The organism is Phytohabitans rumicis (assembly GCF_011764445.1).
In the GTDB taxonomy this organism is placed as follows: domain Bacteria; phylum Actinomycetota; class Actinomycetes; order Mycobacteriales; family Micromonosporaceae; genus Phytohabitans; species Phytohabitans rumicis.
This window is the reverse complement of record NZ_BLPG01000002.1, coordinates 779,667-801,893: the sequence shown is the minus strand read 5'-3', so window position 1 is coordinate 801,893 and position 22,227 is coordinate 779,667. Positions and strand designations below refer to the sequence as shown.

The 22,227-nt window shown below is 72.1% G+C and carries 16 protein-coding genes and 3 pseudogenes; 7 read left to right on the top strand and 12 right to left on the bottom strand.

What is annotated here, in order from left to right; translation table 11 throughout:
• Positions 1–12: 12 nt before the first annotated feature.
• Positions 13–1,176 (bottom strand): steroid 3-ketoacyl-CoA thiolase, encoded by a 1,164-nt coding sequence (locus Prum_RS47335; protein ID WP_173086067.1) that lies wholly within the window; start codon positions 1,174–1,176, stop codon positions 13–15.
• Between the two features lie 109 nt (positions 1,177–1,285).
• Here Prum_RS47335 and Prum_RS47330 point away from each other — a divergent pair, with 109 nt between their 5' ends.
• Positions 1,286–2,512, top strand: a complete 1,227-nt coding sequence (locus Prum_RS47330; protein WP_173086064.1) for a cytochrome P450 — start codon at positions 1,286–1,288, stop codon at positions 2,510–2,512.
• A gap of 250 nt (positions 2,513–2,762) precedes the next feature.
• Here Prum_RS47330 and Prum_RS47325 read toward each other — a convergent pair whose 3' ends face one another.
• The 4 genes and pseudogenes from Prum_RS47325 to Prum_RS53350 all read right to left on the bottom strand — a co-directional run bounded on the left by Prum_RS47325 (position 2,763) and on the right by Prum_RS53350 (position 7,584).
• A complete protein-coding gene (locus Prum_RS47325) occupies positions 2,763–4,388 on the bottom strand; it encodes a GMC oxidoreductase (RefSeq protein WP_173086062.1) in 1,626 nt (541 codons plus the stop codon).
• Positions 4,389–4,400: 12 nt separating this feature from the next.
• A complete protein-coding gene (locus tag Prum_RS47320; RefSeq protein WP_246278814.1) occupies positions 4,401–5,555 on the bottom strand; it encodes a thiolase family protein in 1,155 nt (384 codons plus the stop codon).
• Positions 5,552–6,619: a thiolase family protein gene (locus Prum_RS47315; RefSeq protein WP_173086060.1), complete on the bottom strand. Its 1,068-nt coding sequence runs from the start codon at positions 6,617–6,619 to the stop codon at positions 5,552–5,554. Before Prum_RS47315 ends, Prum_RS47320 begins: the two co-directional genes overlap by 4 nt.
• 7 nt (positions 6,620–6,626) lie before the next feature.
• Positions 6,627–7,584, bottom strand: a pseudogene (locus tag Prum_RS53350) (Zn-ribbon domain-containing OB-fold protein).
• An 89-nt stretch (positions 7,585–7,673) separates the two neighbouring features.
• On the opposite strand from Prum_RS53350, the pseudogene Prum_RS47300 reads away from it, so the two are divergent.
• Positions 7,674–9,218 (top strand): annotated as a pseudogene (locus tag Prum_RS47300) (acyl-CoA synthetase).
• A 298-nt stretch (positions 9,219–9,516) separates the two neighbouring features.
• Here the strand turns inward: Prum_RS47300 and Prum_RS47295 are convergent.
• Complete coding sequence (locus Prum_RS47295; protein WP_173086055.1) at positions 9,517–10,305, bottom strand: crotonase/enoyl-CoA hydratase family protein; 789 nt, start codon at positions 10,303–10,305, stop codon at positions 9,517–9,519.
• A 63-nt stretch (positions 10,306–10,368) separates the two neighbouring features.
• Between Prum_RS47295 and Prum_RS47290 the strand changes: the two genes are divergently transcribed.
• Together Prum_RS47290 and Prum_RS47285 are read left to right on the top strand one after the other, a co-directional pair.
• Positions 10,369–11,958 carry an acyl-CoA synthetase gene (locus Prum_RS47290; protein ID WP_173086053.1) on the top strand — a complete coding sequence of 530 codons (1,590 nt, stop codon included), beginning with the start codon at positions 10,369–10,371 and terminating at the stop codon, positions 11,956–11,958.
• A gap of 12 nt (positions 11,959–11,970) precedes the next feature.
• Complete coding sequence (locus Prum_RS47285; RefSeq protein ID WP_173086051.1) at positions 11,971–13,071, top strand: NAD(P)H-dependent flavin oxidoreductase; 1,101 nt, start codon at positions 11,971–11,973, stop codon at positions 13,069–13,071.
• Between the two features lie 9 nt (positions 13,072–13,080).
• Here Prum_RS47285 and Prum_RS47280 read toward each other — a convergent pair whose 3' ends face one another.
• Both Prum_RS47280 and Prum_RS47275 read right to left on the bottom strand, forming a co-directional pair.
• On the bottom strand, positions 13,081–14,115 hold the full coding sequence (locus Prum_RS47280; protein WP_173086049.1) for an acyl-CoA dehydrogenase family protein: 1,035 nt from the start codon (positions 14,113–14,115) through the stop codon (positions 13,081–13,083).
• Between the two features lie 19 nt (positions 14,116–14,134).
• On the bottom strand, positions 14,135–15,316 hold the full coding sequence (locus Prum_RS47275) for an acyl-CoA dehydrogenase family protein (protein WP_173086047.1): 1,182 nt from the start codon (positions 15,314–15,316) through the stop codon (positions 14,135–14,137).
• 16 nt (positions 15,317–15,332) lie between these two features.
• On the opposite strand from Prum_RS47275, the gene Prum_RS47270 reads away from it, so the two are divergent.
• Positions 15,333–16,484 (top strand): acetyl-CoA C-acetyltransferase, encoded by a 1,152-nt coding sequence (locus Prum_RS47270; protein ID WP_173086045.1) that lies wholly within the window; start codon positions 15,333–15,335, stop codon positions 16,482–16,484.
• Here Prum_RS47270 and Prum_RS47265 read toward each other — a convergent pair.
• From Prum_RS47265 to Prum_RS47250, 4 genes and pseudogenes are all read right to left on the bottom strand, one after another.
• The gene (locus Prum_RS47265) at positions 16,468–17,517 is read right to left on the bottom strand and encodes an NAD(P)H-dependent flavin oxidoreductase (RefSeq protein ID WP_173086043.1); all 1,050 of its coding nucleotides are present in this window, start codon (positions 17,515–17,517) and stop codon (positions 16,468–16,470) included. The two genes, Prum_RS47270 and Prum_RS47265, sit on opposite strands and share 17 nt — an antisense overlap.
• Positions 17,514–18,220 (bottom strand): annotated as a pseudogene (locus tag Prum_RS47260) (CoA-transferase subunit beta). The gene Prum_RS47265 and the pseudogene Prum_RS47260 overlap by 4 nt, the downstream one beginning before the upstream one ends.
• Positions 18,221–18,231: 11 nt before the next feature.
• Entirely contained in the window at positions 18,232–19,074 is an 843-nt protein-coding gene (locus Prum_RS47255; protein WP_173086041.1) for a CoA transferase subunit A, read from the bottom strand.
• A 5-nt stretch (positions 19,075–19,079) separates the two neighbouring features.
• Complete coding sequence (locus Prum_RS47250; protein ID WP_173086039.1) at positions 19,080–19,835, bottom strand: enoyl-CoA hydratase family protein; 756 nt, start codon at positions 19,833–19,835, stop codon at positions 19,080–19,082.
• A 46-nt stretch (positions 19,836–19,881) separates the two neighbouring features.
• On the opposite strand from Prum_RS47250, the gene Prum_RS47245 reads away from it, so the two are divergent.
• Both Prum_RS47245 and Prum_RS47240 read left to right on the top strand, forming a co-directional pair.
• Positions 19,882–20,643: an SDR family oxidoreductase gene (locus Prum_RS47245; protein ID WP_173086037.1), complete on the top strand. Its 762-nt coding sequence runs from the start codon at positions 19,882–19,884 to the stop codon at positions 20,641–20,643.
• A gap of 33 nt (positions 20,644–20,676) precedes the next feature.
• Positions 20,677–22,185: an aldehyde dehydrogenase family protein gene (locus tag Prum_RS47240; RefSeq protein WP_173086035.1), complete on the top strand. Its 1,509-nt coding sequence runs from the start codon at positions 20,677–20,679 to the stop codon at positions 22,183–22,185.
• The last annotated feature ends 42 nt before the right edge of the window (positions 22,186–22,227 follow it).

The following is a 22,227-nucleotide window of genomic DNA, read 5'->3' as shown; positions in this document are numbered from 1 at the left end:
GGTCTCCTTCGGTTAGAGGCGCTCGATGATGGACGCGGTGGACATAGCGCCGCCCGCGCACATCGTGATCAGTGCGGTACTTGCGTCGCCGCGCTCGAGTTCGTGCAGCGCGGTGGTGATCAGCCGGGCGCCGGTGCTGCCGACCGGATGGCCGAGCGCGATGGCGCCGCCGTTGACGTTGACCCGGTCCGGGTCCGGCCGGTGCGCGCCCATCCAGGACAGTACGACGGCCGCGAACGCCTCGTTGACCTCGAAGAGGTCGACGTCGTCGATCTTCATGCCGCTGCGCGCGAGCACCCGCTCGGTGGCCGCCACCGGCCCGTCCAGGTGGTAGTACGGCTCGGCGCCGACCAGGCACTGGGCGACGATCCGGGCCCGCGGGCGCAGCCCCAGCGCGCGCGCCCGGTCGGCGTCCATGAGGAGCACCGCGGCGGCGCCGTCGGAGATCTGCGAGGAGGTGCCGGCCGTGTGCAGGCCGTCCTCCACCACCGGCTTGAGCCGGGCCAGACCCTCCACAGTGGTCTCCCGCAGCCCTTGGTCGCGGTCCACGGTGCGGATCTGTCCGGTCGGCTGGCCGTCGGCGTCCAGCACCGGCGCGGGCACCGGCACGACCTCGCGGACGTACCGCCCCTGCGACCAGGCGTGTGCGGCGTTCGCCTGCGAGCGCGCCCCGAACCGGTCGACGTCGTCGCGCGTCAGGCCGCGCAGCTTCGCGATACGCTCGGCGGCCACGTACTGGTTGGGCAGGTCGATGCTCCAGGAGTCCGGGCGCGGCATGCCGGCGTTCACGCCGAGATTGGCGCGCAGCGGCACCCGGCTCATCGACTCCACACCGCAGGCGATGCCGACCTCGATCGCGTCCGCCGCGATCAGGCCGGCGACCAGATGCGCCGCCTGCTGCGCCGAGCCGCACTGCGCGTCCAGGGTCAGGCACCCCGTCTGGTACGGCAGTCCGGCGTGCAGCCACGCGGTACGGGTCACGTTGTTGGACTGCTCGCCGCCCTGCGTGACGCAGCCGCCGAGGACCTGCTCGACGAGGGCCGGGTCGATGCCGGCCCGCTCGACCAGCCCGCGCTGAGCCGCACCCAGCAACTCGGCGGCGTGCAGGCCGGACAGCCAGCCGGCGCGCTTGCCGATCGGCGTGCGCACCGCCTCGACGATCACCGGAGTGCCCACCGGCAGCCTCCCTTGATAGAACGCGTTCTCATATGTAGCACGTCGGGCGCTTCAAGAGCGATAGTTCCTGTGCTTGAATAAACTAGAACATGTTATCGAAGGAGGCGCCGTGGCCGAGCCGCGCATTCCCGAGGGCTTCGACTTCACCGATCCGGACATCCTGGTCCATGGAGTCCCGCACGAGCAGTTCGCCGAGCTTCGGCGTGCCGCCCCAGTCTGGTGGAACCCGCAGGTCCGCGGCAGCGCGGGCTTCGACGACGACGGGTACTGGGTGGTGACGCGGCACGCCGACGTCATGGCGGTGTCCCGCGACAGCGAGACGTACTCGTCGTGGGCCAACACCGCGCTGGTCCGCTTCCAGCCGGGCATCCCCCGAGAGCAGATCGAGTGGCAGCGGTTGATCATGCTGAACATGGACCCGCCGCACCACACCAAGCTGCGCGCGATCGTGTCCCGCGGGTTCACCCCCCGGGCGATCAACGCGCTGCGCACCGCCCTCGCCCTCCGGGCCGAGCGGATCGTGCGGGACGCCGCGGAGAAGGGCGGCGGCGACTTCGTCACCGACGTCGCCTGCGAGCTGCCGCTGCAGGCCATCGCCGAGCTGCTGGGCATCCCGCAGGACGACCGGCAGAAGATCTTCGACTGGTCCAACGAGATGATCGGGTACGACGACCCCGAATACGGCATGGACCCGATCGCCGCGGCGACCGAGCTGCTGGCGTACGCGATGCAGCTGGCCGAGGAGCGCAAGCAGGACCCCAAGGACGACATCGTCACCAAGCTGGTCAACGCCCAGATCGACGGCGACGACCTGTCCACGGACGAGTTCGGCTTCTTCGTGCTGATGCTGGCCGTCGCGGGCAACGAGACCACGCGCAACTCGATCTCGCACGGGATGCACGCCTTCCTGCAGCACCCCGACCAGTGGGAGCTGTTCAAGGGCGAGCGGCCCAAGACCGCCGTCGACGAGATCATTCGATGGGCCACCCCGGTGAACGCCTTCCAGCGCACCGCGACCGTCGACACCACGCTGGGCGGCGCGGACATCAAGGCCGGGCAGCGGGTGGCCATCTGCTACGGGTCGGCCAACTACGACGACGAGGTCTTCGAGGAGCCGCACCGCTTCAACGTGGCCCGCAGCCCCAACCCGCACCTCGGCTTCGGCGGCAGCGGCGCGCACTACTGCCTGGGCGCGAACCTGGCTCGGCTGCAGATCGACCTGATGTTCAACGCGATCGCGGATCACATGCCGCACATCGCCGCCGCCGCCTCTCCGCGGCCGCTGCGTAGTGGGTGGCTCCATGGCATCAAGGAGCTCCAGGTTACGTATCGCTGAGGGCGCTGTGGGGGTTTCCGGGGCAGGGCGAGCTGCGAAGCCCGTCAGGCTTGATGTCTTCGCATCTCACCCTGCCCCGGAAACCCTGACCTGGTCAAGGAAACACCGACAGTCAGAGTTTTTTAAAGGTTGAACCGTCGGTCTTCCTCGACCAGGTCAGGGTTTGGGGGCCGGGGTGACTCGCGAAGACATCAAGCCTGACGGGCTTCGCGAGGCACCCCGGCCCCCAAACCCCCCACCTCAGCCACTCTCAAGCAGCCGAAGCAACAAAGAGATCCAAGCAGCGCTCCGCGTTGGCAGTGATAGTGAGGCTGGGATTCGCGAGACACGTGGACCCAGGCAACACGGAGCCGTCCACACAGTACAGGTTGGAGTACCCCGCGACTTTGCCGGCGAAGTCGGTCGCCTTGCCCATGACCATGCCGCCCAGCGGGTGCCACGTGTTCGCCGAGCCGAGCCCCATGCCGGTGCCGCGGTCGTAGTCCGGCAGCCCGTTGAACAGGTACCCGTAGCGGCCCTCGGTGCGCCACCACAGCCGGGTCACCAGGTCCCGGCCGGCCTTCTCCGAGGAGGTCTCCATCACCCCGTACGGCCAGTAGACCTTGCCGGCGCCGGAGGCCGCGTCGTACCGGATCTCGCCGCGCTCGGACGCGATGCTGGTGACCAGATGCGCCGTCGTCGGCGTCAGCCAGCTCGGCACCGGCGCGCTCTCCCACGCCATCGACGCGGTCGCGTACGGGTTGGCGTCGTCGATGAACTTCACGTTGCCGGGCCCGCCCTGCGCGTACCCGACGTTCTTGCGCAGGTTGAGCCGGGCGACCAGGAAGTCGCCGTTGTTGCCCCAGCCCTTGCCCACCTCGGTGCTGACCAGGCGGGGCAGCCGGCCCCGGGCCCGCGAGGTGACCAGCAGCGACGTGGTGCCGACCGAGCCGGCCGCCAGGAAGAGGTAGTCGCACACCAGCGTCTTGGTCGACAGGACGGTGCCGTACACGTCGATCTGCCGGCAGATCACCTCGAACTTGTCCTGGCCGGATACCTCGCGGATCTCGGTCACCTCGTGCAGGGGCAGCACGCTGACGTTGCCGGTGGCCGCGGCCCAGGCGAGGTAGTTGCGGTCGACGCTGTTCTTGGCGCCGGAGTTGCTGCCGAACGGGCCCTCGCCGATCGTGTGGCAGGCCGGTGCCCGGCCGGCGACCTCGTCCCGGATCCGGTCCCAGTCCACCGCGAACGGGATCGGTATCGCCGTCTGGCCGAACTCCGCGATGTACTCCAGCCAGGCCCGCGCCCCGGCGAAGTTCGGTCCACTCTGGATGTCGGCGGGCAGTGTGGTGGCGCGCAGGTTCTGCCGGGCCCGCGGCCAGTACACGTCGTTGAAGCTGTCGTAGCTCAGGCCCGTCGGGTACACCTTGGACCAGTCGGCGCGCCGCGGCTGCGGCAGGAACATCCCGATGACCAGCGAGCCGCCGCCGACACCGGCGCCGCTGAGCACCTTGATGCCATCGCCGGCGTGGGTGGCGATGAGGCCGGCCCGGCGTTCGATCGTCTTGCTCACGTCCAGGCCCAACGGCGGATGGTCGGCGAACCAGGCACACCGCCAGTCCGGGTTGGTGATCGTGCAGAACGTCGTGCCGGAGCCGTCCACGTCCCACCGGCGACCGCGTTCGATCACGGTGGTGACCAGGCCGGCCTGGCCGAGACGGTACGCCGCGACCGCCCCGCCGAAGCCGCTGCCCACCACCACGGCGGTCTTGCCGGCCAGGCTCGGCACCACGCCGTACTCGGCCAGCGCCTTCTCCGTACCCAGGAACCCGCCGGCGACCGCGGCCCCGGCGCCCAAGGCCGTGATCCGCAGTACGCCGCGCCGGGAAACCTCCATAGTGGACCCCTTTCACGCTGGGGTGGTGCCCACCACCCACATGGCGAAGAACTGAGAACCCCCGCCGTACGCGTGACCCAGCGCGGTCCGCGCGCCGGTCACCTGGTGCTCGCCCGCGCGGCCCATCACCTGCATCGCGGCCTCGGCGAACCGCAGCAGCCCGGACGCGCCGATCGGGTTGGAGCACATCACGCCGCCGGACGGGTTCACCGGCAGTAGTCCGTCGAGCCGGGTCTCGCCGGCCTCGGTGAGCTTCCACCCCTGCCCCGGCTCGGCGAAGCCCAGGTTCTCCAGCCACATCGGCTCGAACCAGGAGAACGGCACGTAGATCTCCGCGGCGTCGATCTGGCTCAGCGGGTCGGTGATGCCGGCCGCGTGCCACAACGCCCGCGCCGCCTCGTACCCGGCCCGCGGGTTCACGTGGTCCTTGCCGGCGAACGAGGTCGGTTCGGTGCGCATCGCGGTCGCCCGGATCCAGGCCACCGGTCGCGCGCTCGCCTCCGCCGCCTCCTGGTCGCCGATGACCACCGCGCACGCGCCGTCGGAGGACGGACACGTCTCGTCGTACCGGATCGGGTCCCACAGCATCGGCGACGCCTGCACCGACTCCAGGGTGATGTCCGGCTGGCGCAGGTGGGCGTGCGGGTTGAGGGCGCCGTTGCGGCGGTCCTTGACCGCGACGAGCGCGCCGACGTGCGGCGGCGCCCCGGACCGGCGGATGTACGAGCGGATGTGCGGCGCGAAGTAGCCGCCCGCGCCCGCGCCGACCGGCATCGTGAACGGCGGCTGGATGGACAGTGCCCACATCGCGTTGGACTCGGACTGCTTCTCGAACGCGATCGCGAGCACCCGCTTGTGTACGCCGGCCCGGACCAGGCTGCTGGCCACGATGGCGGTCGTGCCGCCGACCGAGCCGGCCGTGTGCACGCGCAGCAGCGGGCGGCCGGTCGCGCCGAGCGCGTCCGCGAGGAACAGCTCGGGCATCATCACGCCCTCGAACAGGTCCGGCGCCTTGCCCAGCACCACCGCGTCGATCTGCGACCAGTCGGTGTCCGCGTCGGCGAGCGCCCGGTCGATGGCCTCCCGGCACAGCCCGGCCATGGTCACGTCGGTGCGCCGGGTGCGGTGCTCCGTCTGCCCGGTGCCCAGCACGGCTGCCCTTCTCACGCCCCCTCCAGCACACACACGAGGTTTTGTTGCAGGGCCGGGCCGCTGGTGGCGTGGGCCGCCGCGCGCCCGGCCCGCCCGGACATCACCTGCTCGGCCGCCGCGCCGATCCGGGACAGCCCGGCGGAGAACATCGGGTTGCCGCACAGCACCCCGCCGGACGGGTTGATTCGCGCGCCGCCGCCGTCGCTCTCGCCGAGGCCGAGCGCCCGGGTCAGCAGCAGTTGCTGGTGGGTGAACGGCGCGTGCAGCTCGACGACGTCCACGTCGTCGCCGCGCAGCCCGGCCGCCTCGGCCGCCGCGGTCGCGGACGGCACCGTCGTCAGGTCGCGCGCGCCCAGCGCGGGGGAGTCGACCCGGTGTGCGAAGCCGGTGATCCAGGCCGGGCGCTCGCGCAGGGCCCGGGCCCGGTCGCCGGCCGCCAGCACGACCGCGGCGGCGCCGTCGGTGACCGGCGCGCAGTCGTGCGCGCGCAGCGGATCAGCGACGTACGGCGCCTTGAGGAGCGTGTCCGGACTGTCCACGCCGGACACCTGGGCCTTCGGGTTGTCCCGGGCGGCGGCGCGGCTGGCGGCCGCCACCTCGGCCATGTCCCGCTCGCCGTACAGGCCGGCCTCGATGCCGAGCCGGGCCTGCAGGGCGGCGACGCTCACCGAGTCCGGCCACAGCGGGGCATGCAGGTACGGGTCGAGCTGCAACGCCAGGATCCGGCGCAGCTGGCCCGCCGAGGACTTGCCGAAGCCGTACACCAGCGCGGTTTCCGCCTCGCCGGTCAGCAGCTTCACGTACGCCTCGTAGAGCGCCCAGGCCGCGTCCATCTCCACATGGGACTCGACGATCGGGGGATAGGCGCCGATCGCGTCCACCGCGTTGACGAACGAGAACGCCCGGCCGGCCAGGTAGTCGGACGAGCCGGAGCACCAGAAGTCGATGTCCTGCTTGGACATCGCGAGGTCCGCCAGCACCTCCTGGAAGACCGGCACCAGCAACTCCACCCCGCTGGTCGTGCCCGCGCTGGGCACGTTGGGGTACTGGGCGAACCCGACGACCGCCACCTGGTTCATCGCCGGCTCACAGGTGCTGCGCGTACGACTCGAACGGCGCGTCCGGCTCGCCGGTCGGCCGGAAGTGGTCGATGTTCTGCGGGGTGGTGCCCCACTGCTCGCGGGGCCGCCACACCGCCGCCACCCGCATGCCCATCCGGACCTCCTCGGCCGGGCAGCCCAGGATCAGGTGCTGCATCGGGATGTCCGCGCCGTCCACGAGCACGTACGCCACGACGTATGGCGGGGGATGCGCTGCCCGGGAAACGGCACGTTGACGACGCAGAACGTGGTGACCGTGCCGGTGCCGGGCAGGTCCACCTCGTCGGTCGTCGGTACCCCGCAGGTGGGGCAGGCGCCGCGCGGCGGGAGGTAGACCTTGCCGCACGACGGGCAGCGCTGCCCGAGCAGCTTGCCGGCGGCCAGCCCGCGCAGGTAGCGGGTCTCCTCTGGCGAGGTGGTGTGCGTGTAGTGCAGGTGGATCGGCGTCGTCACCATGGTCACCGGGCTGGCGGCGCGCACCGGGTCGGCGGCCGGGGCGGTGAGTCGTCGGCCAGCGGCTCGAAGCACGCGATGTCGCGGATGTGGCCGATCGGGCTGTCCGCCCACCGCACGCGCACCCGCATCCCGGTGCGCATCCGGTCGGCGGAGCCGGCGTCGACCGTGTGCAGCATCGCGGTGTCCGCGCCGTCGAGCCGGATCAGGGCCCAGGCGAACGGATGGGTCAGCGGCTGCCCGTCCAGCGGGCGCGGCTGCCAGCTCCACGTGGTGACCGTGCCCACGCAGGACACCTCGACCAGTTCGGTCAGCGGCTCGTACGTGACCGGGTCGTACTCCAGCGGTGGGGCGTGCACGCGGCCGTCGGAGCCGCGGCAGCCGAAGATGCGGCGCTGCGCCAGCCCGGTCATGAACCGGCCCAGGACCGGCCCGAGCGAGCGGGTGTAGTCGAAGCCGATCTCCAGCGGGGCGCTCAGCGCGGTCTCCACGCGAAATAGTGAAACACGTTCTAGAACGATGGGCAATGCTCGTATCTCCAGCGCTTCCTAGCTACTGGAACACGTTATAGAGTTCGGGGGTGACCAGCATCGGGCTGTGGACCATCGCCGAGCAGACGCCGGAGCGTACCGCCGTGGTGGCGCCGGACGGGCGGACCGTGACCTACGGGGAGCTGACCGCCGACGCCGACCGGATCGCGCGCGGGTTGCGAGAGGCCGGACTGCGCCCTGGGGACAGCGTCGCCATGTTGCTGCCCAACGGGGCCGACCTGCTGACCGTCCACTTCGCCGCGTTGCAGACCGGGCTGTACGTCGTACCCCTGAACTGGCACCTGGTGGGGGCGGAGCTGGCGTACATCCTGAAGGACTGCGGGGCGCGGGCGTTCGTGGCGCACGAGCGGTTCGCCGCGAGTGCGGTCGAGGCGGCGGACGCCGCGGGCGTGCCGGCGGGGCACGGTACGCGGTCGGCGCAATTCCCGGCTTCGCCCCGCTGACCGACCTCGGCGCCGGCGGGTCCGGGCGCCCGGACGAGCGCACACCGGGCGCGCTGATGACCTACACCTCCGGTACGTCCGGCCGGCCCAAGGGGTACGCCGCCCGCTGACCGGCGGCGACCCGGACCAGGTGCCGCCGGTGGCGACGTGGTTCTTCGGGCTGTTCGGGCTGCGCCCCTTCGACGGGCACGTGCACCTGTGCTGCTCACCGCTCTACCACACCGCCGTGCTGAACTTCGCCGCCATCTCCCTCCAACTTGGACACCCGGTCGCCGTGATGGACCGCTGGGATGCGGAGGAGATGCTGCGCCTCATCGAGCGGCACCGGGTTACCCACAGCCATATGGTGCCCACCCAGTTCCGCCGGCTGCTGGCGCTGCCGGAGCCGGTGCGCAAGGCGTACGACCTGTCCTCGATGCGGATGATGATCCACGGCGCCGCGCCGTGCCCGCAGGAGGTCAAGCGGCGGATGCTCGAGTGGTGGGGCCGGTGGTGGTGGAGTACTACGCCGCCTCCGAGGGCGGCGGCACGCTGATCACCGCCGACGAGTGGCTGCGCCACCCCACCTCCGTCGGGCGGGCGTGGCCGGGCTCCACCGTGCGCGTCCTGGACGCGCAGGGCGAGCAGGTGCCCGTCGGCGAGACCGGCCAGGTGTATCTCCAGATGGGCGACGCGACGTTCGAGTACCACCACGACGCGGAGAAGACCCGCGCCTCGCGGGTCGGCAAGATGTTCACCGTCGGCGACCTCGGCTACCTCGACGACGAGGGCTACCTGCACCTGTGCGACCGGCGCAGCGACATGATCATCTCGGGTGGGGTCAACATCTACCCCGCGGAGATCGAGTCGGAGCTGGCCTGCCACCCGAAGGTGGAGGACGTCGCGGTCTTCGGCATCCCGCACGAGGAGTGGGGCGAGGAGATCAAGGCCGTCGTGCAGCCGGTCGCCGACGCCGAGCCCGGACCGGAGCTGACCGAGGAGCTGCTCGCCTTCCTGTCCGGGCGGCTGGCCCGCTTCAAGCTGCCCCGCAGTGTCGACTACGTCGCCGAACTGCCTCGCGATCCCAACGGCAAGCTCTACAAGCGCCTGCTGCGCGACCCCTATTGGGTCGGGCGCGAGCGGGCCATCTAAAGAGCGGTTTTGGGGCCGGGGTGCCTCGCGAAGCCCGTCAGGCTTGATGTCTTCGCGAGTCACCCCGGCCCCAAAACCCGACCCGGTCAAGCAAACACCGACAGTCAAGCTCTTAAAAGCTCTGGAGTTACCGCCGACCTTTACTACCCCGGGGACTCAAACCCCGGCGGTAACTCCCTTGTTAAAGCTTGACTGTCGGTCGTGCTCGACCACGTCAGTTTTGGGGGGCCAGGGTGACCTGCGAAGACATCAAGCCTGACGGGCTTCGCTGGGCACCCTGGCCCCCCAAAACTCAACCTCAGCGCCCCTCAAAGAGAGGGGTGCGCTTCTCGGCGAACGCGCGTGGGCCCTCCTTCGCGTCCCGGCTCTGGAAGACCGAGATCCCGAGCCGAGCCTCCACTGTGAACGCCTCGTTCTCCGGCATGCCCTCGGTCTCCCGGATGGTGCGCAGGATCGCCTGCACGGCCAGCGGACCGTTGGCCGCGATCATCTCGGCCAGCTCCAGCGCCTTCGCCAGCGCCTGCCCATCGGGTACGACGTGACCGATCAACCCGATTTCCTTTGCCTCGGCGGCGGTCAGGTGCCGGCCGGTGAGCAGGATGTCGGCGGCCACCGTGTAGGGCACCTGGCGGGGCAGCCGCACCGCCGAACCGCCCAGCGGGAACAGGCCCCACCGCGCCTCGGAGACGCCGAAGCGGGCGCTCGCGCCGGCGACGCGTACGTCGGTCGCCTGCAGGATCTCGGTGCCGCCCGCGATCGCCGGCCCCTCCACGGCGGCGATCAGCGGCTTGGTCAGCCGGCGGCCCTTGAGCAGCGGCTCGATGACGGTCAGGTCGGTGCCGTTGGCGCGGAACCCGTCGCCGGGGTGGCTGGCCGTCATCGCCTTGAGGTCGGCGCCCGCGCAGAAGGCGCCGCCCGCGCCGGTCAGGATGCACACCCGGATGTCCGGATCGCTGTCGACCTGGTCCCACGCCTCGCGCATGATGGCCATCATCGGCGCGGAGAGCGCGTTGCGGGCATGCGGCCGGTTCATCGTGACGACGAGGACGTGCCCCCGGCGCTCGACAAGGGCATGAGGCTCTTCCACGCGCGCTCTCCTCAGTCGGTGCTGGGCCTTGCCCCGGACGATAACACGTTCTACTTTCTAGTGATGGTGGCCAACATAGCCGACCTCTTCGAGCACGCCGTCGACGCGTTCCCCGAACGCCTCGCGGTGGCCTGCGGCGAGCGTGCGGTGACCTATGCCGAGCTGGAGGACCACGCCAACCGCCTGGCCCACTACCTGAGTGACCATGGCGTCGGTCCGGGCACGCACGTGGGTCTCTACGTGCGCAACTCGATCGAGGCGGTAACGACCATGATCGCGGTGTACAAGCTGCGCGCCGTGGTCATCAACGTCAACTATCGGTACGTCGAGAACGAGTTGCAGTACCTTTTCGACGACGCGGAGGTCGCCGCGCTGGTGCACGACCGGCAATACGCCGACCGCGTCGCGGCCGTCCTGCCGGAGGCGCCCACCGTCCGCACCGCTGTCGCGATCCCCGACGGCAGCGACGCCGACATCGCCCGCTACGGCGGCGTGACGTACGAGGACGCGCTGGCCGCCGGATCGCCCGTGCGCGACTTCGGCGAGCGCTCGCCCGAGGACATCTACATGCTCTACACGGGCGGCACGACGGGGTACCCGAAGGGCGTGATCTGGCGCCACGAGGACGTCTGGCGCGTGCTGGGCGGCGGCATCGACTTCATGACCGGCATCCCGGTCGAGGACGAGTGGGCGCAGATCAAGCGCGGCGCGGAGCTGGGCGGGATGGCGCGGCTGTGCCTCGCCCCGCTGATCCACGGCAACGCGCAGTGGGCGGCGCTGGCGGCCATGTTCGGCGGCGACACGGTGGTGCTGGTGCCGCAGTTCGACCCGGCCGAGATCTGGCGGGTCATCGAGCGGCGCAAGGTGAACGTGGTGGTGCTCATCGGCGACGCGATGGCCCGGCCGATGATCGAGACCTACCTCGCCGGCGAGTACGACGCCTCGTCGCTGTTCGCCATCTCCAGCAGCGCGGCCCTGTTCTCCCCGGCGGTCAAGCAGCAGTACGTCGACGCGTTCCCCGCCGTCATGATCACGGACTCGATCGGGGCGTCGGAGGTCGGCTTCGCCGGGATCGGGCTGGTCACCGGCGATGGCGAAAAGGCGGATGGGCCCCGCGTGATGCCCGGCCCGAACATCATCGTGGTCGACGACCACGGCCAAAAGGCGCCACCCGGCGTCGTCGGCCGGCTGGCCCGCGGCGGGCACATCCCGCTCGGCTACTACAAGGACCCGGACAAGACGGCCGCGCTGCTGATCGAGGTGGACGGCGTCCGGTACGCGATGCCCGGCGACTTCGCCCGCATCGAGGAGGACGGCACGATCACCCTGCTCGGCCGCGGCAACACGTGCGTCAACACCGGCGGCGAGAAGGTCTATCCCGAGGAGGTGGAGGGCGCGCTCAAGGCGCACCCGGACATCTTCGACGCGCTCGTCATCGGCGTACCGGACGAGCGGCTCGGGCAGCGCGTGGCCGCCCTGATCCAGCCGCGCGACGGGCGCACCGTCGACCAGGCCGGTCTCGACGCCCACCTACGCACGCACATCGCCGGATACAAGGTGCCGCGCAGCGTGTGGTTCGTGGACGAGATCGGGCGCACGCCCGCCGGCAAGGCCGACTACCGCTGGGCCCACCGGTACGCCGCCGAACACTGAAGGAGTCACCCCTTGCACACCGCGCTGTGCGACCTGCTCGACATCGAGCACCCGATCGTCGGATTCAGCCCGTCCGAGCACGTCGTCGCGGCCATCAGTCGCGCCGGCGGGCTCGGCGTGCTGGGCTGCGTGCGCTTCAACGACCCGGACGAACTCGACGCCACACTGTCCTGGTTGGACGAAGAGACCGGCGGCCGCCCGTACGGCGTGGACGTCGTCATGCCGACCCACGGGCCGGCCGAGGGCACCACGGTCGACCTGGACAAGCTGATCCCGGACGGGCACCGCGACTTCGTCCAGCGCACCCTGCTCAAGCTGGGCGTGCCGCCGCTGCCCGACGGGGAGTCCGCCGGCGACGGCGTGCTCGGCTGGCTGCACTCGGTCGCCCGGTCGCACGTCGAGGTGGCGCTCGCGCACCGGCCGCGGCTGATCGCCAACGCGCTCGGCCCGCCGCCCGCCGACGTCATCGATCGGGCCCACGAGCACGGCCTGCTGGTGGCCGCGCTGGCCGGGCGTGCCGACCACGCCCGCAGCCATGTGGCGGGCGGCGTCGACATCGTGGTGGCCCAGGGCTACGAGGCCGGCGGGCACACCGGCGAGATCGCGAGCATGGTCCTCGTACCCGAGGTCGTGGACGCGGTCGGCGACCAGGCTCCGGTGCTCGCGGCCGGCGGGATCGGCAGCGGCCGCCAGATCGCGGCCGCGCTGGCGCTCGGAGCCGTGGGCGTGTGGATGGGGTCGGCCTGGCTGATCACCGAGGAGTACGCGTTCGGCGCGGCCCAGCCGGCGCTGCGCCAGGCCCTGCTGGACGCCACCTCCGCCGACACGGTCCGCAGCCGGGTCTACTCCGGCAAGCCGGCGCGGCTGCTGCGCAACCGGTGGACGCAGGCGTGGACCGAGTCCGGCGCCCCCGAGCCGCTGCCGATGCCGCTGCAGAACCTGCTGGTGAGCGAGGCGCACAACCGCCTCATGCGCGCCGGCGACCCGACGGTGGTCCCGATGCCGGTGGGCCAGATCGTCGGCCGCATGAACAAGGTCCGCCCGGTCGCCGACGTGATGGCGGCCCTGGTGACCGAGGCCGACGAGACGCTCAAGCGCCTGGGCTCCCTCTGAGCGCGGCCGCTAGCCGGCGAGGGTGGCGCCCAGCGCGCGGAGGTGGTCGGTCGCGGTGCCGAGGGTGAACTCGTAGTACTTGGCGGCCAGGAAGTAGCGGTGCAGCGGGGCGTCCAGGTCGATGCCGACGCCGCCGTGGACGTGGACGGCGGCGTGGGCGACCCGGTGACCCGCGTCGGCGGCCCAGAACTTCGCCGTGCTCACCTCGGCCGCGCACGGCAACCCCTCGCCCAGCAGCCACGCCGCCTGCCACATGGTCAGCCGGATCGCCTCCACGTCGATGTACGCGTCGGCGAGCCGCTGCGCCACCGCCTGGAAGGTCCCGATCGGGCGGCCGAACTGGACCCGGGTGCGGGCGTACTCGGCGGTCATCTCCAGGGCGCGCTCGGTCACGCCGAGCTGGGCCGCGCACGCGCCGACCGTGGCGTGCGCGCGCAGCCAGTCCGCGACGTCGACCCCGCCGAGCAGGCGGTCGTCGGTCAGCCGGGTGCCGGCGAGCGATACCCAGCCGGCGCCCGCGCCGCCGGCGACGTGTTGCCGTTCCACGCTCACGCCGTCGTCCGCGGGCGTGACGAGGAAGACCCCCGGGCCGTCCGCCGGCACCAGGATCAGATCCGCGTACGGCGCCGCGGGCACGGCGGTGAGGTCGCCGGTGAGCACCCAGCGGCCGTCGACGCGGTCGGCGCGTACCGAGCCGGTCGGCGCCGCCGCGAGCACCAGGTCGCCGCGGCCGGCCGGGGCGACCCAGCGCTCCATCTGGGCGGCGTCGCCGAAGCGGCCCAGCGCCGCGGCGGCGGTGGAGATGCAGGGCAGGAACGGCACCGGGGCCGCCGCCCGGCCCAGCTCCACGAGCACGGAGCAGCGCTCCAGCACGCCGTACCCGTCGCCGCCGGCGCTGGGCGGGAGCGTCGCGGCCAGCACGCCGGCCTTGGCCAGCTTCGTCCACAGTGGCTTGTCGAACTCGTCCGGCCCGAAGCCGTCGGCGAGGATGTCCCGGGTCAGCTCGGCGAGGTCGCGCTGGGCGGCGGTGGGTGCGAAGTCCATCCCGTACTCCTTCAGGAGCCTAGCGGCGCGCGGCGGGCAGGCCGAGACCGGCGGCGGCGATGATGTCGCGCTGCACCTCGTTGGTGCCACCGCCGAAGGTGAGGATCAGCGACGCGCGGTGCATGCGCTCGACCCGGCCGTGCAGCAGGGCACCGCGCGAGCCCTGCCGGACGTACGCGTTGGCGCCGAGCACCTCCATCAGCAGCCGGTACGCCTCGATGGCGAACTCGGTGCCGTACACCTTGCTGGCCGACGCGGCGGCGGGGCCGGGGGCGTCGGCCCGGTCGGCGGCGACGCGCCAGTTGAGCAGCTTGAGGAACTCGGTCTTGGCGTGCACCCGGGCCAGGTGCACCTGGACCCACTCCTGGTCGATGACCCGCCGGCCGCCGGACAGCTCGGTCTCCCGGGCCCAGTCGGTGACCTCGCGCAGCGCGGTACGGATCGGGGCGGCCGAGGTGAGCGCGACCCGCTCGTGGTTGAGCTGGTTGGTGATCAGCGGCCAGCCCTCGTTTTCCGTGCCGATCAGCGCCGTGGCGGGCACCCGGACGTCGGAGTAGTACGTCGCGCTGGTGGTCGGGCCGGCCACCGTCCGCACCGGCGTCCAGGAGAAGCCCGGGGCGTCGGTCGGCACGATGAGAATGGACAGTCCTTTGTGGCGTGGCGCGTCCGGGTCGGTGCGGCAGGCGAGCCACACGTAGTCGGCGTACTGGATGAGGCTGGTCCACATCTTCTGCCCGGTGACGACGTACTCGTCGCCGTCGCGCACCGCGCGGGTGCGCAGCGCCGCGAGGTCGGTGCCGGCGTCCGGCTCGGAGTAGCCGATGGCGAAGTGGATCTCACCGCCGGCGATCCGGGGCAGGAAGTGGGCGCGTTGCGCCTCCGTGCCGTACCGCATGATGGTCGGGCCGATGGTGTTGATGGTCAGGAACGGGATCGGCGCCCCGGCCGTCGCCGCCTCGTCCAGGAAGATGAGCTGGTCCAGCCGGGACCGGCCGCCGCCGCCATACTCCGTCGGCCAGCCCAGCGCCAGCCAGCCGTCGCGGCCCAGACGCCGCACCACGTCGCGGTACGCGGTGCCGCCGCCGTACTCGCCGTCGGGAGAGCTGAACGCCGCGCGCAGCTCCGGTGTCATGAGGTCGGCGAAGTAGCCGCGCAACTCCTTGCGCAACCGCTCCTGCTCGGGTGTGTAGCGCAGCTCCACACGCTAATATTAGAACGTGTTCTACAATAGCGGGAGAGGCGAGGCGTATCTCGTCGGCGCGGTCCGGACACCGGTGGGCAAGCGCGGTGGCGGATTGGCCGGGGCGCACCCGGCGGACCTGGGCGGGCACGTCATCGCGGCGCTGCTGGAGCGGGCCGGGGCGGATCCGGCGGCGGTGGACGACGTCATCTTCGGCTGCGTCGACACGCTCGGCCCGCAGTCCGGCGACGTCGCGCGTACCTGCTGGCTCGCGGCCGGCCTGCCGGAGCACGTGCCCGGGGTGACGGTCGACCGGCAGTGCGGCTCCGCCCAGCAGGCCGTGCACTTCGCCGCCCAGGCGGTCATGAGCGGCACCGCCGACCTCGTCGTCGCGGGTGGCGTGCAAAACATGAGCCAGGTGCCGATCGCCAGCGCGATGGGGGAGACCGGGCCGTACGCCGGGTCGGCCGGGTGGGCGGCGCGCTACGGGGACCAGGAGGTGTCCCAGTTCCGCAGCGCCGACCTCATCGCGGCCAAGTGGGGGATCGAGCGGGCCGAGTTGGAGGCGTACGCGCTCGCCAGCCACCGGCGGGCCGTCCGCGCGATCGACCAGGGCCGGTTCGCCGCCGAGGTCGTCGCCTATGGACAGTGCACGGTGGACGAGTGCCCCCGCCGGGACACCTCGGCGGAGAAGATGGCCGCGCTCGCCCCGCTGCGCCCCGGCGGGGTCACCACCGCCGCCGTGTCCAGCCAGATCTCGGACGGCGCCAGCGCCGTCCTCGTGGCCTCCGAAAAGGCACTGCGCGAGTACGGCTTGCGTCCGCGCGCCCGCGTACACCACCTGAGCGCCCGCGGGGACGACCCCGTGCTCATGCTCACCGCGCCGATCCCGGCGACCGAGCACGCGCTGCGCCGGGCCGGGATGCGCCTCGACGACATGGACCTGATCGAGATCAACGAGGCGTTCGCCAGCGTCGTACTGGCATGGCAGCGGGAGCTGGGCGCCGACCTGGACCGGGTCAACGCCAACGGCGGCGCGATCGCGCTCGGCCACCCGCTCGGCTCGACCGGCACCCGGCTGATGACGACGCTGCTGCACGAGCTGGAGCGCACTGGCGGCCGGTACGGCCTGCAGACCATGTGCGAGGGCGGCGGCCAGGCCAACGTCACCGTCATCGAACGGCTCTAAGGCGATCCAAGCAGTCGTCGGCCTCGTGCATGACGCGCTCGATGAGCTCCGCGCAGGACGGCAGGTCGTCGATCAGCCCCACCACCTGACCGGCAGACATGACGCCGAGGTCGGGGCGACCGTCCACCATGGCCGCGCGCAGCAGCATCGGGGTGTTGGCGGCCATCAGCAGCTGGCCCATCGTCAGCTCGCGGCCGTGCCGGGCGGCCCGCCCGGCGCGCAGCAGCTGTGGCCACGACAGCCCGGACAGCTTGCGGAACCCCGCCGCGTGGCGCAGCGCCCGGACCGCCCCGGCGACGCGGCCGGAGCGTTCCAGCCGGTCCACGAACGGGGTACGCAGCACCCGGTGCGGCACGCCGTCCACCTGCGTGGTCACCACCGTGTCGGTGAGCGACTTGCTCAGGTAGACCTGCTTGACGGCGTCGGCGACCGGGCTGTCGCTGGTCAGCAGGAACCGGGTGCCCATCGCGATCCCGGACGCCCCGTACGCCAGGGCGGCCACCAGCCCGCGCCCGTCGAAGAACCCGCCGGCCGCCACCACCGGGATGTCCACCGCGTCGACGACCTGCGGCAGCAGCAGGCCGGTCGGGATCGGGCCGGTGTGCCCACCGCCCTCGCCGCCCTGCACGATGACCGCGTCCACGCCCCAGCCAGCCACCTTCACCGCGTGCCGCAGCGCGCCGACTGACGGCACAGTCAGGACGCCGGCGTCGGCGCACCTGCGGATCAGGTCCCGGGTGGGCGCCAGCGCGAACGAGGCCACCCGGACCCGCTCGGCGATGATGAGCTCGACCCGCTCGGCGGCGTCCGGTGCGTCCGCGCGCAGGTTCACCCCGAACGGCGCGTCCGTGCGCTCGCGTACCTCGCGGACGGCGGTGCGCAGCTCGTCGAGGCTCATCGTGGCGGAGGCGATGATTCCCAGGCCGCCCGCCTTCGAGGTGGCCGCGACGAGGCGGGCGCCGGCGACGTACCCCATCCCGGTCTGCACGATCGGGTGCCGGACGCCGAACAGCTCGGTGAGACGGGTTTTCACGGGACTTCGCGCGCTCGGGTGCCGTCCGGGTCGAGGCGGTCGCGGATCAACGCCAGCTCCTCGTCCGTCGGCGCCCGGGTCTGCGGCACATCCTCGGGTACGACCAGCGGGAACCCGGTCGCCGCCCGAACGTCCGCAACGGACACTCCCGGGTGGACGGAGCGCACTCGCATGGCGCCGTCCGGTGTGGCGAAGTCCAGTACCGCCAGGTTGGTGACCACCACCCGGATCTCGTGGAACCGGCCGCCCGGCCGGTCGTAGCCGACGCCGCACACCATGTCGACCCGCTCGACGAAAACGCGGGGGGAGTGCCGCGGCACCCAGTAGCTGGTGGCGTGGTTGACGGTGTTGCCGGGTGCGCCGCGCACGCCGAGCAGTTGCGAGCGCGGGCGTTCCCAGTCGCCGATGCAGGAGATGTTCTGGTTGCCGTACCGGTCGACCTGGCTCGCGCCCATCATCACGTGCCGGGTGCCGGCGGCGACGACTCCGAAGACGGCGCGGTACGGCAGCCAGCCCTCCACGGTGTCCCCGGCCATCAGGTACGCCTCGCCGTCGCTGAGCACCAGCTCGGGGAGAAGGTCAGCCGGGCCAGCCCGGCGCCGATCCGGGGGATGAGGCCCATCGGGCTGGCCAGGATCTCGCCGTCGCCGCGCCACGCCTCGGCGCACGCCACCACGCAGACTTCCGCCCGGGTCGCGGTCATGTGTGGGGTGCTCATGACAGGGCCGCCTGGTAGCCGGCCTCGTCACCGTCCAGATAGGTCGACCGGAACCGTTCCCACGCCTCGGGGTCGGCCGCGGCGGCGGCGTACTCGCGCTGGAACGCCTCGTCCCGGTCGTAGTCGGGCACGCAGCTGGTGAAGTGCGCCCCGCGCGGGGTCTCCACGACGCCGTCGACCATCATCCGGTTGACCAGCAGGCTCTGCGGCGGGCCTCCGGAGAGCAGTTCCTTGGTGTCGACCAGTCGCTCGCAGGACAGGTACCGCCGGGTGGCGGCGAGGCAGAACAGGTCGTCGAAGTACGGGTCCGGCCCGAGGTACTGGCCGTTGCCGTACCTGTCGGCGCGGTTGAGGTGGATGAGGGCGGCGTCCAGGCGCAGTGCCGGCATGGCGACCAGTTCCTCGCCGTCGTCGTACGGCGAGCGCACCAGCCGCAGCTCCGGGTTGACCCGCAGCACGTCGGAGCCGAGGCCGGCCCGGATCGGCAGGAACGGCAGCCGGTTGGCGGCGGCCAGCAGGCCCCAGTAGAGCATGCCCTCGTCCACTTCGGTCAGTTGGAGGGCGCCCTCCTGGCGGGCCCGGCGGAAGTGCGGCTCCAGCGGGATGCTGTCCAGCGAGACGAAGCCGCACACCAGCCGGCGCACCCGCCCGGCGGCGACCAGCAGGCCGACATCCGGCCCGCCGTACGACACCACGGTCAGGTCGGTCAGGTCGGATCGCAGGATGCCGCGCACCAGCGCCATCGGCTTGCGGCGCGAGCCCCAGCCGCCGATGCCGATCGTCATGCCGGAGCGCAGCTCCCCGATGACGTCGGCGACGCCCATCACCTTGTCCGCCATGCCGGTCAGCCGCCCGATCGCTCGTCGACGAAGCGCTGCCGGGCCCGGTCGGCGACCCCGTCCAGGTTGAGCTCGAACGTGAAGCCCTGCTCGAACCGGTACGACCGCTTCACGTCGATCGGGTCGATGCCGTTGAGCGACTCCTTGGCCCGGCGGATGACGGTGGGGTCCTTGGCGGCGATCTCGGCCGCCACCGCGCGGGCGGCGGCGCGTACGTCGCCGCCGGCGGGCACGACCTGCAGCACCGAGCCGTAGCGGTGCAGGTCGGCGCCGGTGACCGTGCGGCAGGTGTAGACCATCGCGCGCATCAGGTGGTGCGGGACCAGGCGGGCCAGGTGGGTGGCGGCGCCGAGCGCGCCCCGGTCGACCTCCGGCAGCCCGAAGGTGGAGTCTTCGGCGGCGACCAGCAGGTCGGCGTTGCCGGCCAGGCCGACGCCGCCGCCGAGACAGAAGCCGTGCACCGCCGCGATCACCGGCACCGCGCAGTCGTACACGGCGGCGAAGGCGGCGAAGCAGCCCCGGTTGGCGGCGATCAGCGCCGCGTGGCCGGGCGTGCGCTGCATCTCCTTGATGTCGACGCCGGCGCAGAACCCCCGGCCCTCGGCGGCCAGCACGACGGCGTGCACGGCCGGATCGGCGCCGGTCGCGGTCAAGGCGTCGGCGAGGGTGAACCAGCCGTCGGACGGCAGCGCGTTGACCGGCGGGAAGTCGATGATCACCTCGGCGACGCCGGACCCGTCGGTACGGACCTGGATGCCCACGCCGCCAAGACTAACCTAGCGTTTGCTTGGGGGCTAGCATGTGCCGATGGACCCCCTCGACTTCACCGGCCGCGCGGTGCTCGTCACCGGCGGCACCCGCGGCATCGGCGCCGGCATCGCGCGGGCATTCCTGGCCGCGGGCGCGCAGGTCATGGTGTGCGGCCGCAAGGAGCCGGCGGCACTGCCCGATGTGGACGGCCGGGCGACCCGGTTCGTCGCGGCCGACGTGCGGGACCCCGCGCAGGCGGCCGGACTGGTCGACGCCGCGGTGGCGGAGTTCGGCCGGCTGGACGTGGTCGTCAACAACGCCGGCGGCGCGCCGTACGCGGACGCCGCGAGCGTCTCGCCGCGCTTCCACGCCAAGGTGATCGAGCTCAACCTGATCGCCCCGCTGCACATATCCCAGGCGGCCAACGCGGTCATGCGGGAGCAGCCCGAGGGCGGCGCGATCGTCATGATCGGGAGCGTGAGCGGGGTGCGCCCGTCCCCGGGGACGGCGGCGTACGGCGCGGCCAAGGCGGGACTGCACCACCTGGCCGCCAGCCTGGCCGTGGAGTGGGCGCCGAAGGTACGGCTGAACAGCCTGGCGGTCGGTATGGTGGCCACCGAGCTGTCCACTGTGCACTACGGCGACGCGGACGGGGTGGCGACGGTCGCGCGTACCGTGCCGCTGGGCCGGATGGCCACACCCGAGGACGTGGCCGGCGCGTGCCTGTTCCTCGCCTCGCCGCTGGCGTCGTACGTCACCGGCGCGACTCTGACCATCCATGGCGGTGGGGAGTGGCCCGCGTACCTGCGCGTACAGTAAGGTGGAACACGTTCTAGTTTCGGAGGTGGCGGCATGGTGCTTTCGATCAAGACGCGGCGGGACGCGATCGGTCTTTCCCAGGGTGAGCTGCTCATCGAGGGCGGCTGGCGCCCGCCGCGCGCCGGGCGCACCTGGAGCCACACGCATCCGGCCACCGGCGAGGAGGTCGGTGCGTTCGCCGTCGCCGAGCCGGTCGACGTGGACGAGGCGGTGCGCGCCGCCCGCAAGGCGTTCGACGAGGGGCCGTGGCCGCGCATCCGGGCGCAGGAGCGGATCCGGGTGCTGCGCCGCGCCGGCGATCTGATCCGCGAGCACAGCGAGGAACTGCTGGCCCTGCAGGCGCTGGACAACGGCGTGCCGCTGAGCTTCGGCACGCAGTACGCGCTGTCCACGGACTGCGTGGCCGACATCTTCGACCACCACGCCGGCTGGGTGGACAAGCTCGGCGGCGAGACGCTCCCGGGGTACCAGGGCGGCGAGCACCTCGTGATGACGCTGCGCGAGCCGGTGGGCGTCGTGGCCGCGATCGTCCCGTGGAACGGGCCGCTGCTGCTGACCGCGCAGAAGGTCGCGCCGGCCCTGGCCGCGGGGTGCACGGTGGTGCTCAAGCCGTCGGAGTACGCGACGTTCTCCGCGCTGCGCCTGGCCCGCCTCATCGAGGAGGCCGGCCTGCCGCCGGGCGTGCTCAACGTCGTCACCGGCCCCGGCGAGCCCACCGGCGACGCGCTGATCAACCACCCGCTCGTCGACAAGATCAGCTTTACCGGCAGCCGCGCCGTCGGGCAGCGGGTGATGGCGGCCGCCGCCAACGGCATCAAGCGGGTCAGTCTGGAGCTCGGCGGCAAGAGCCCGTCCCTCGTGTTCGCCGACGCCGACGTGTACGCGGCCGCGGCCATCACCATGGGCACCGTCACGATGGGGCTGTCCGGGCAGGCGTGCGTCGCGCACAGCCGCGCGCTGGTGCACCGCGACGTGTACGACCAGTTCCTGGCCGTGGCCGAGGGCCTGACCGCGATCGTCAACTACGGCGACCCGTTCGACCCGGAGACCACCGCGTCCGCGCTGATCAACCCGCGGCAGCTCGACCGGGTGCTCGGCTACATCGCCAAGGGCCAGGAGGAGGGCGCCCGGCTGGTGTGCGGCGGGCAGCGGATCGACGGCGACCTCGCCGCCGGCAACTTCGTCGCGCCCACGCTCTTCGCCGACGTCGACAACAGTTCGACGATCGCCCAGGAGGAGATCTTCGGCCCGGTGCTGGCCGTCGTGCCGTTCACCGAGGAGGACGAGGCGCTCCGGCTGGCCAACGACGTCCAGTATGGACTCGGCGCCACCGTGTGGACCACCGACGTGAAGCGGGCCATGCGGCTGGCGCGGTCGGTGCGGGCCGGCACCGTGGGCATCAACGGCTACCAGCTGGAGCCGCACGCGTCGTTCGGCGGCTTCGGGCGCTCCGGTTTGGGCCGGGAGGGCGGGCGCGCCTCGATCGAGGCGTACACCGAGCTGAAGACGGTCCTGATCCCCACGACCGAAGAGCTGATGTGACACGCGCCCCCCAGGGCGTGGCTCGCCGCGCACCGATCAAGG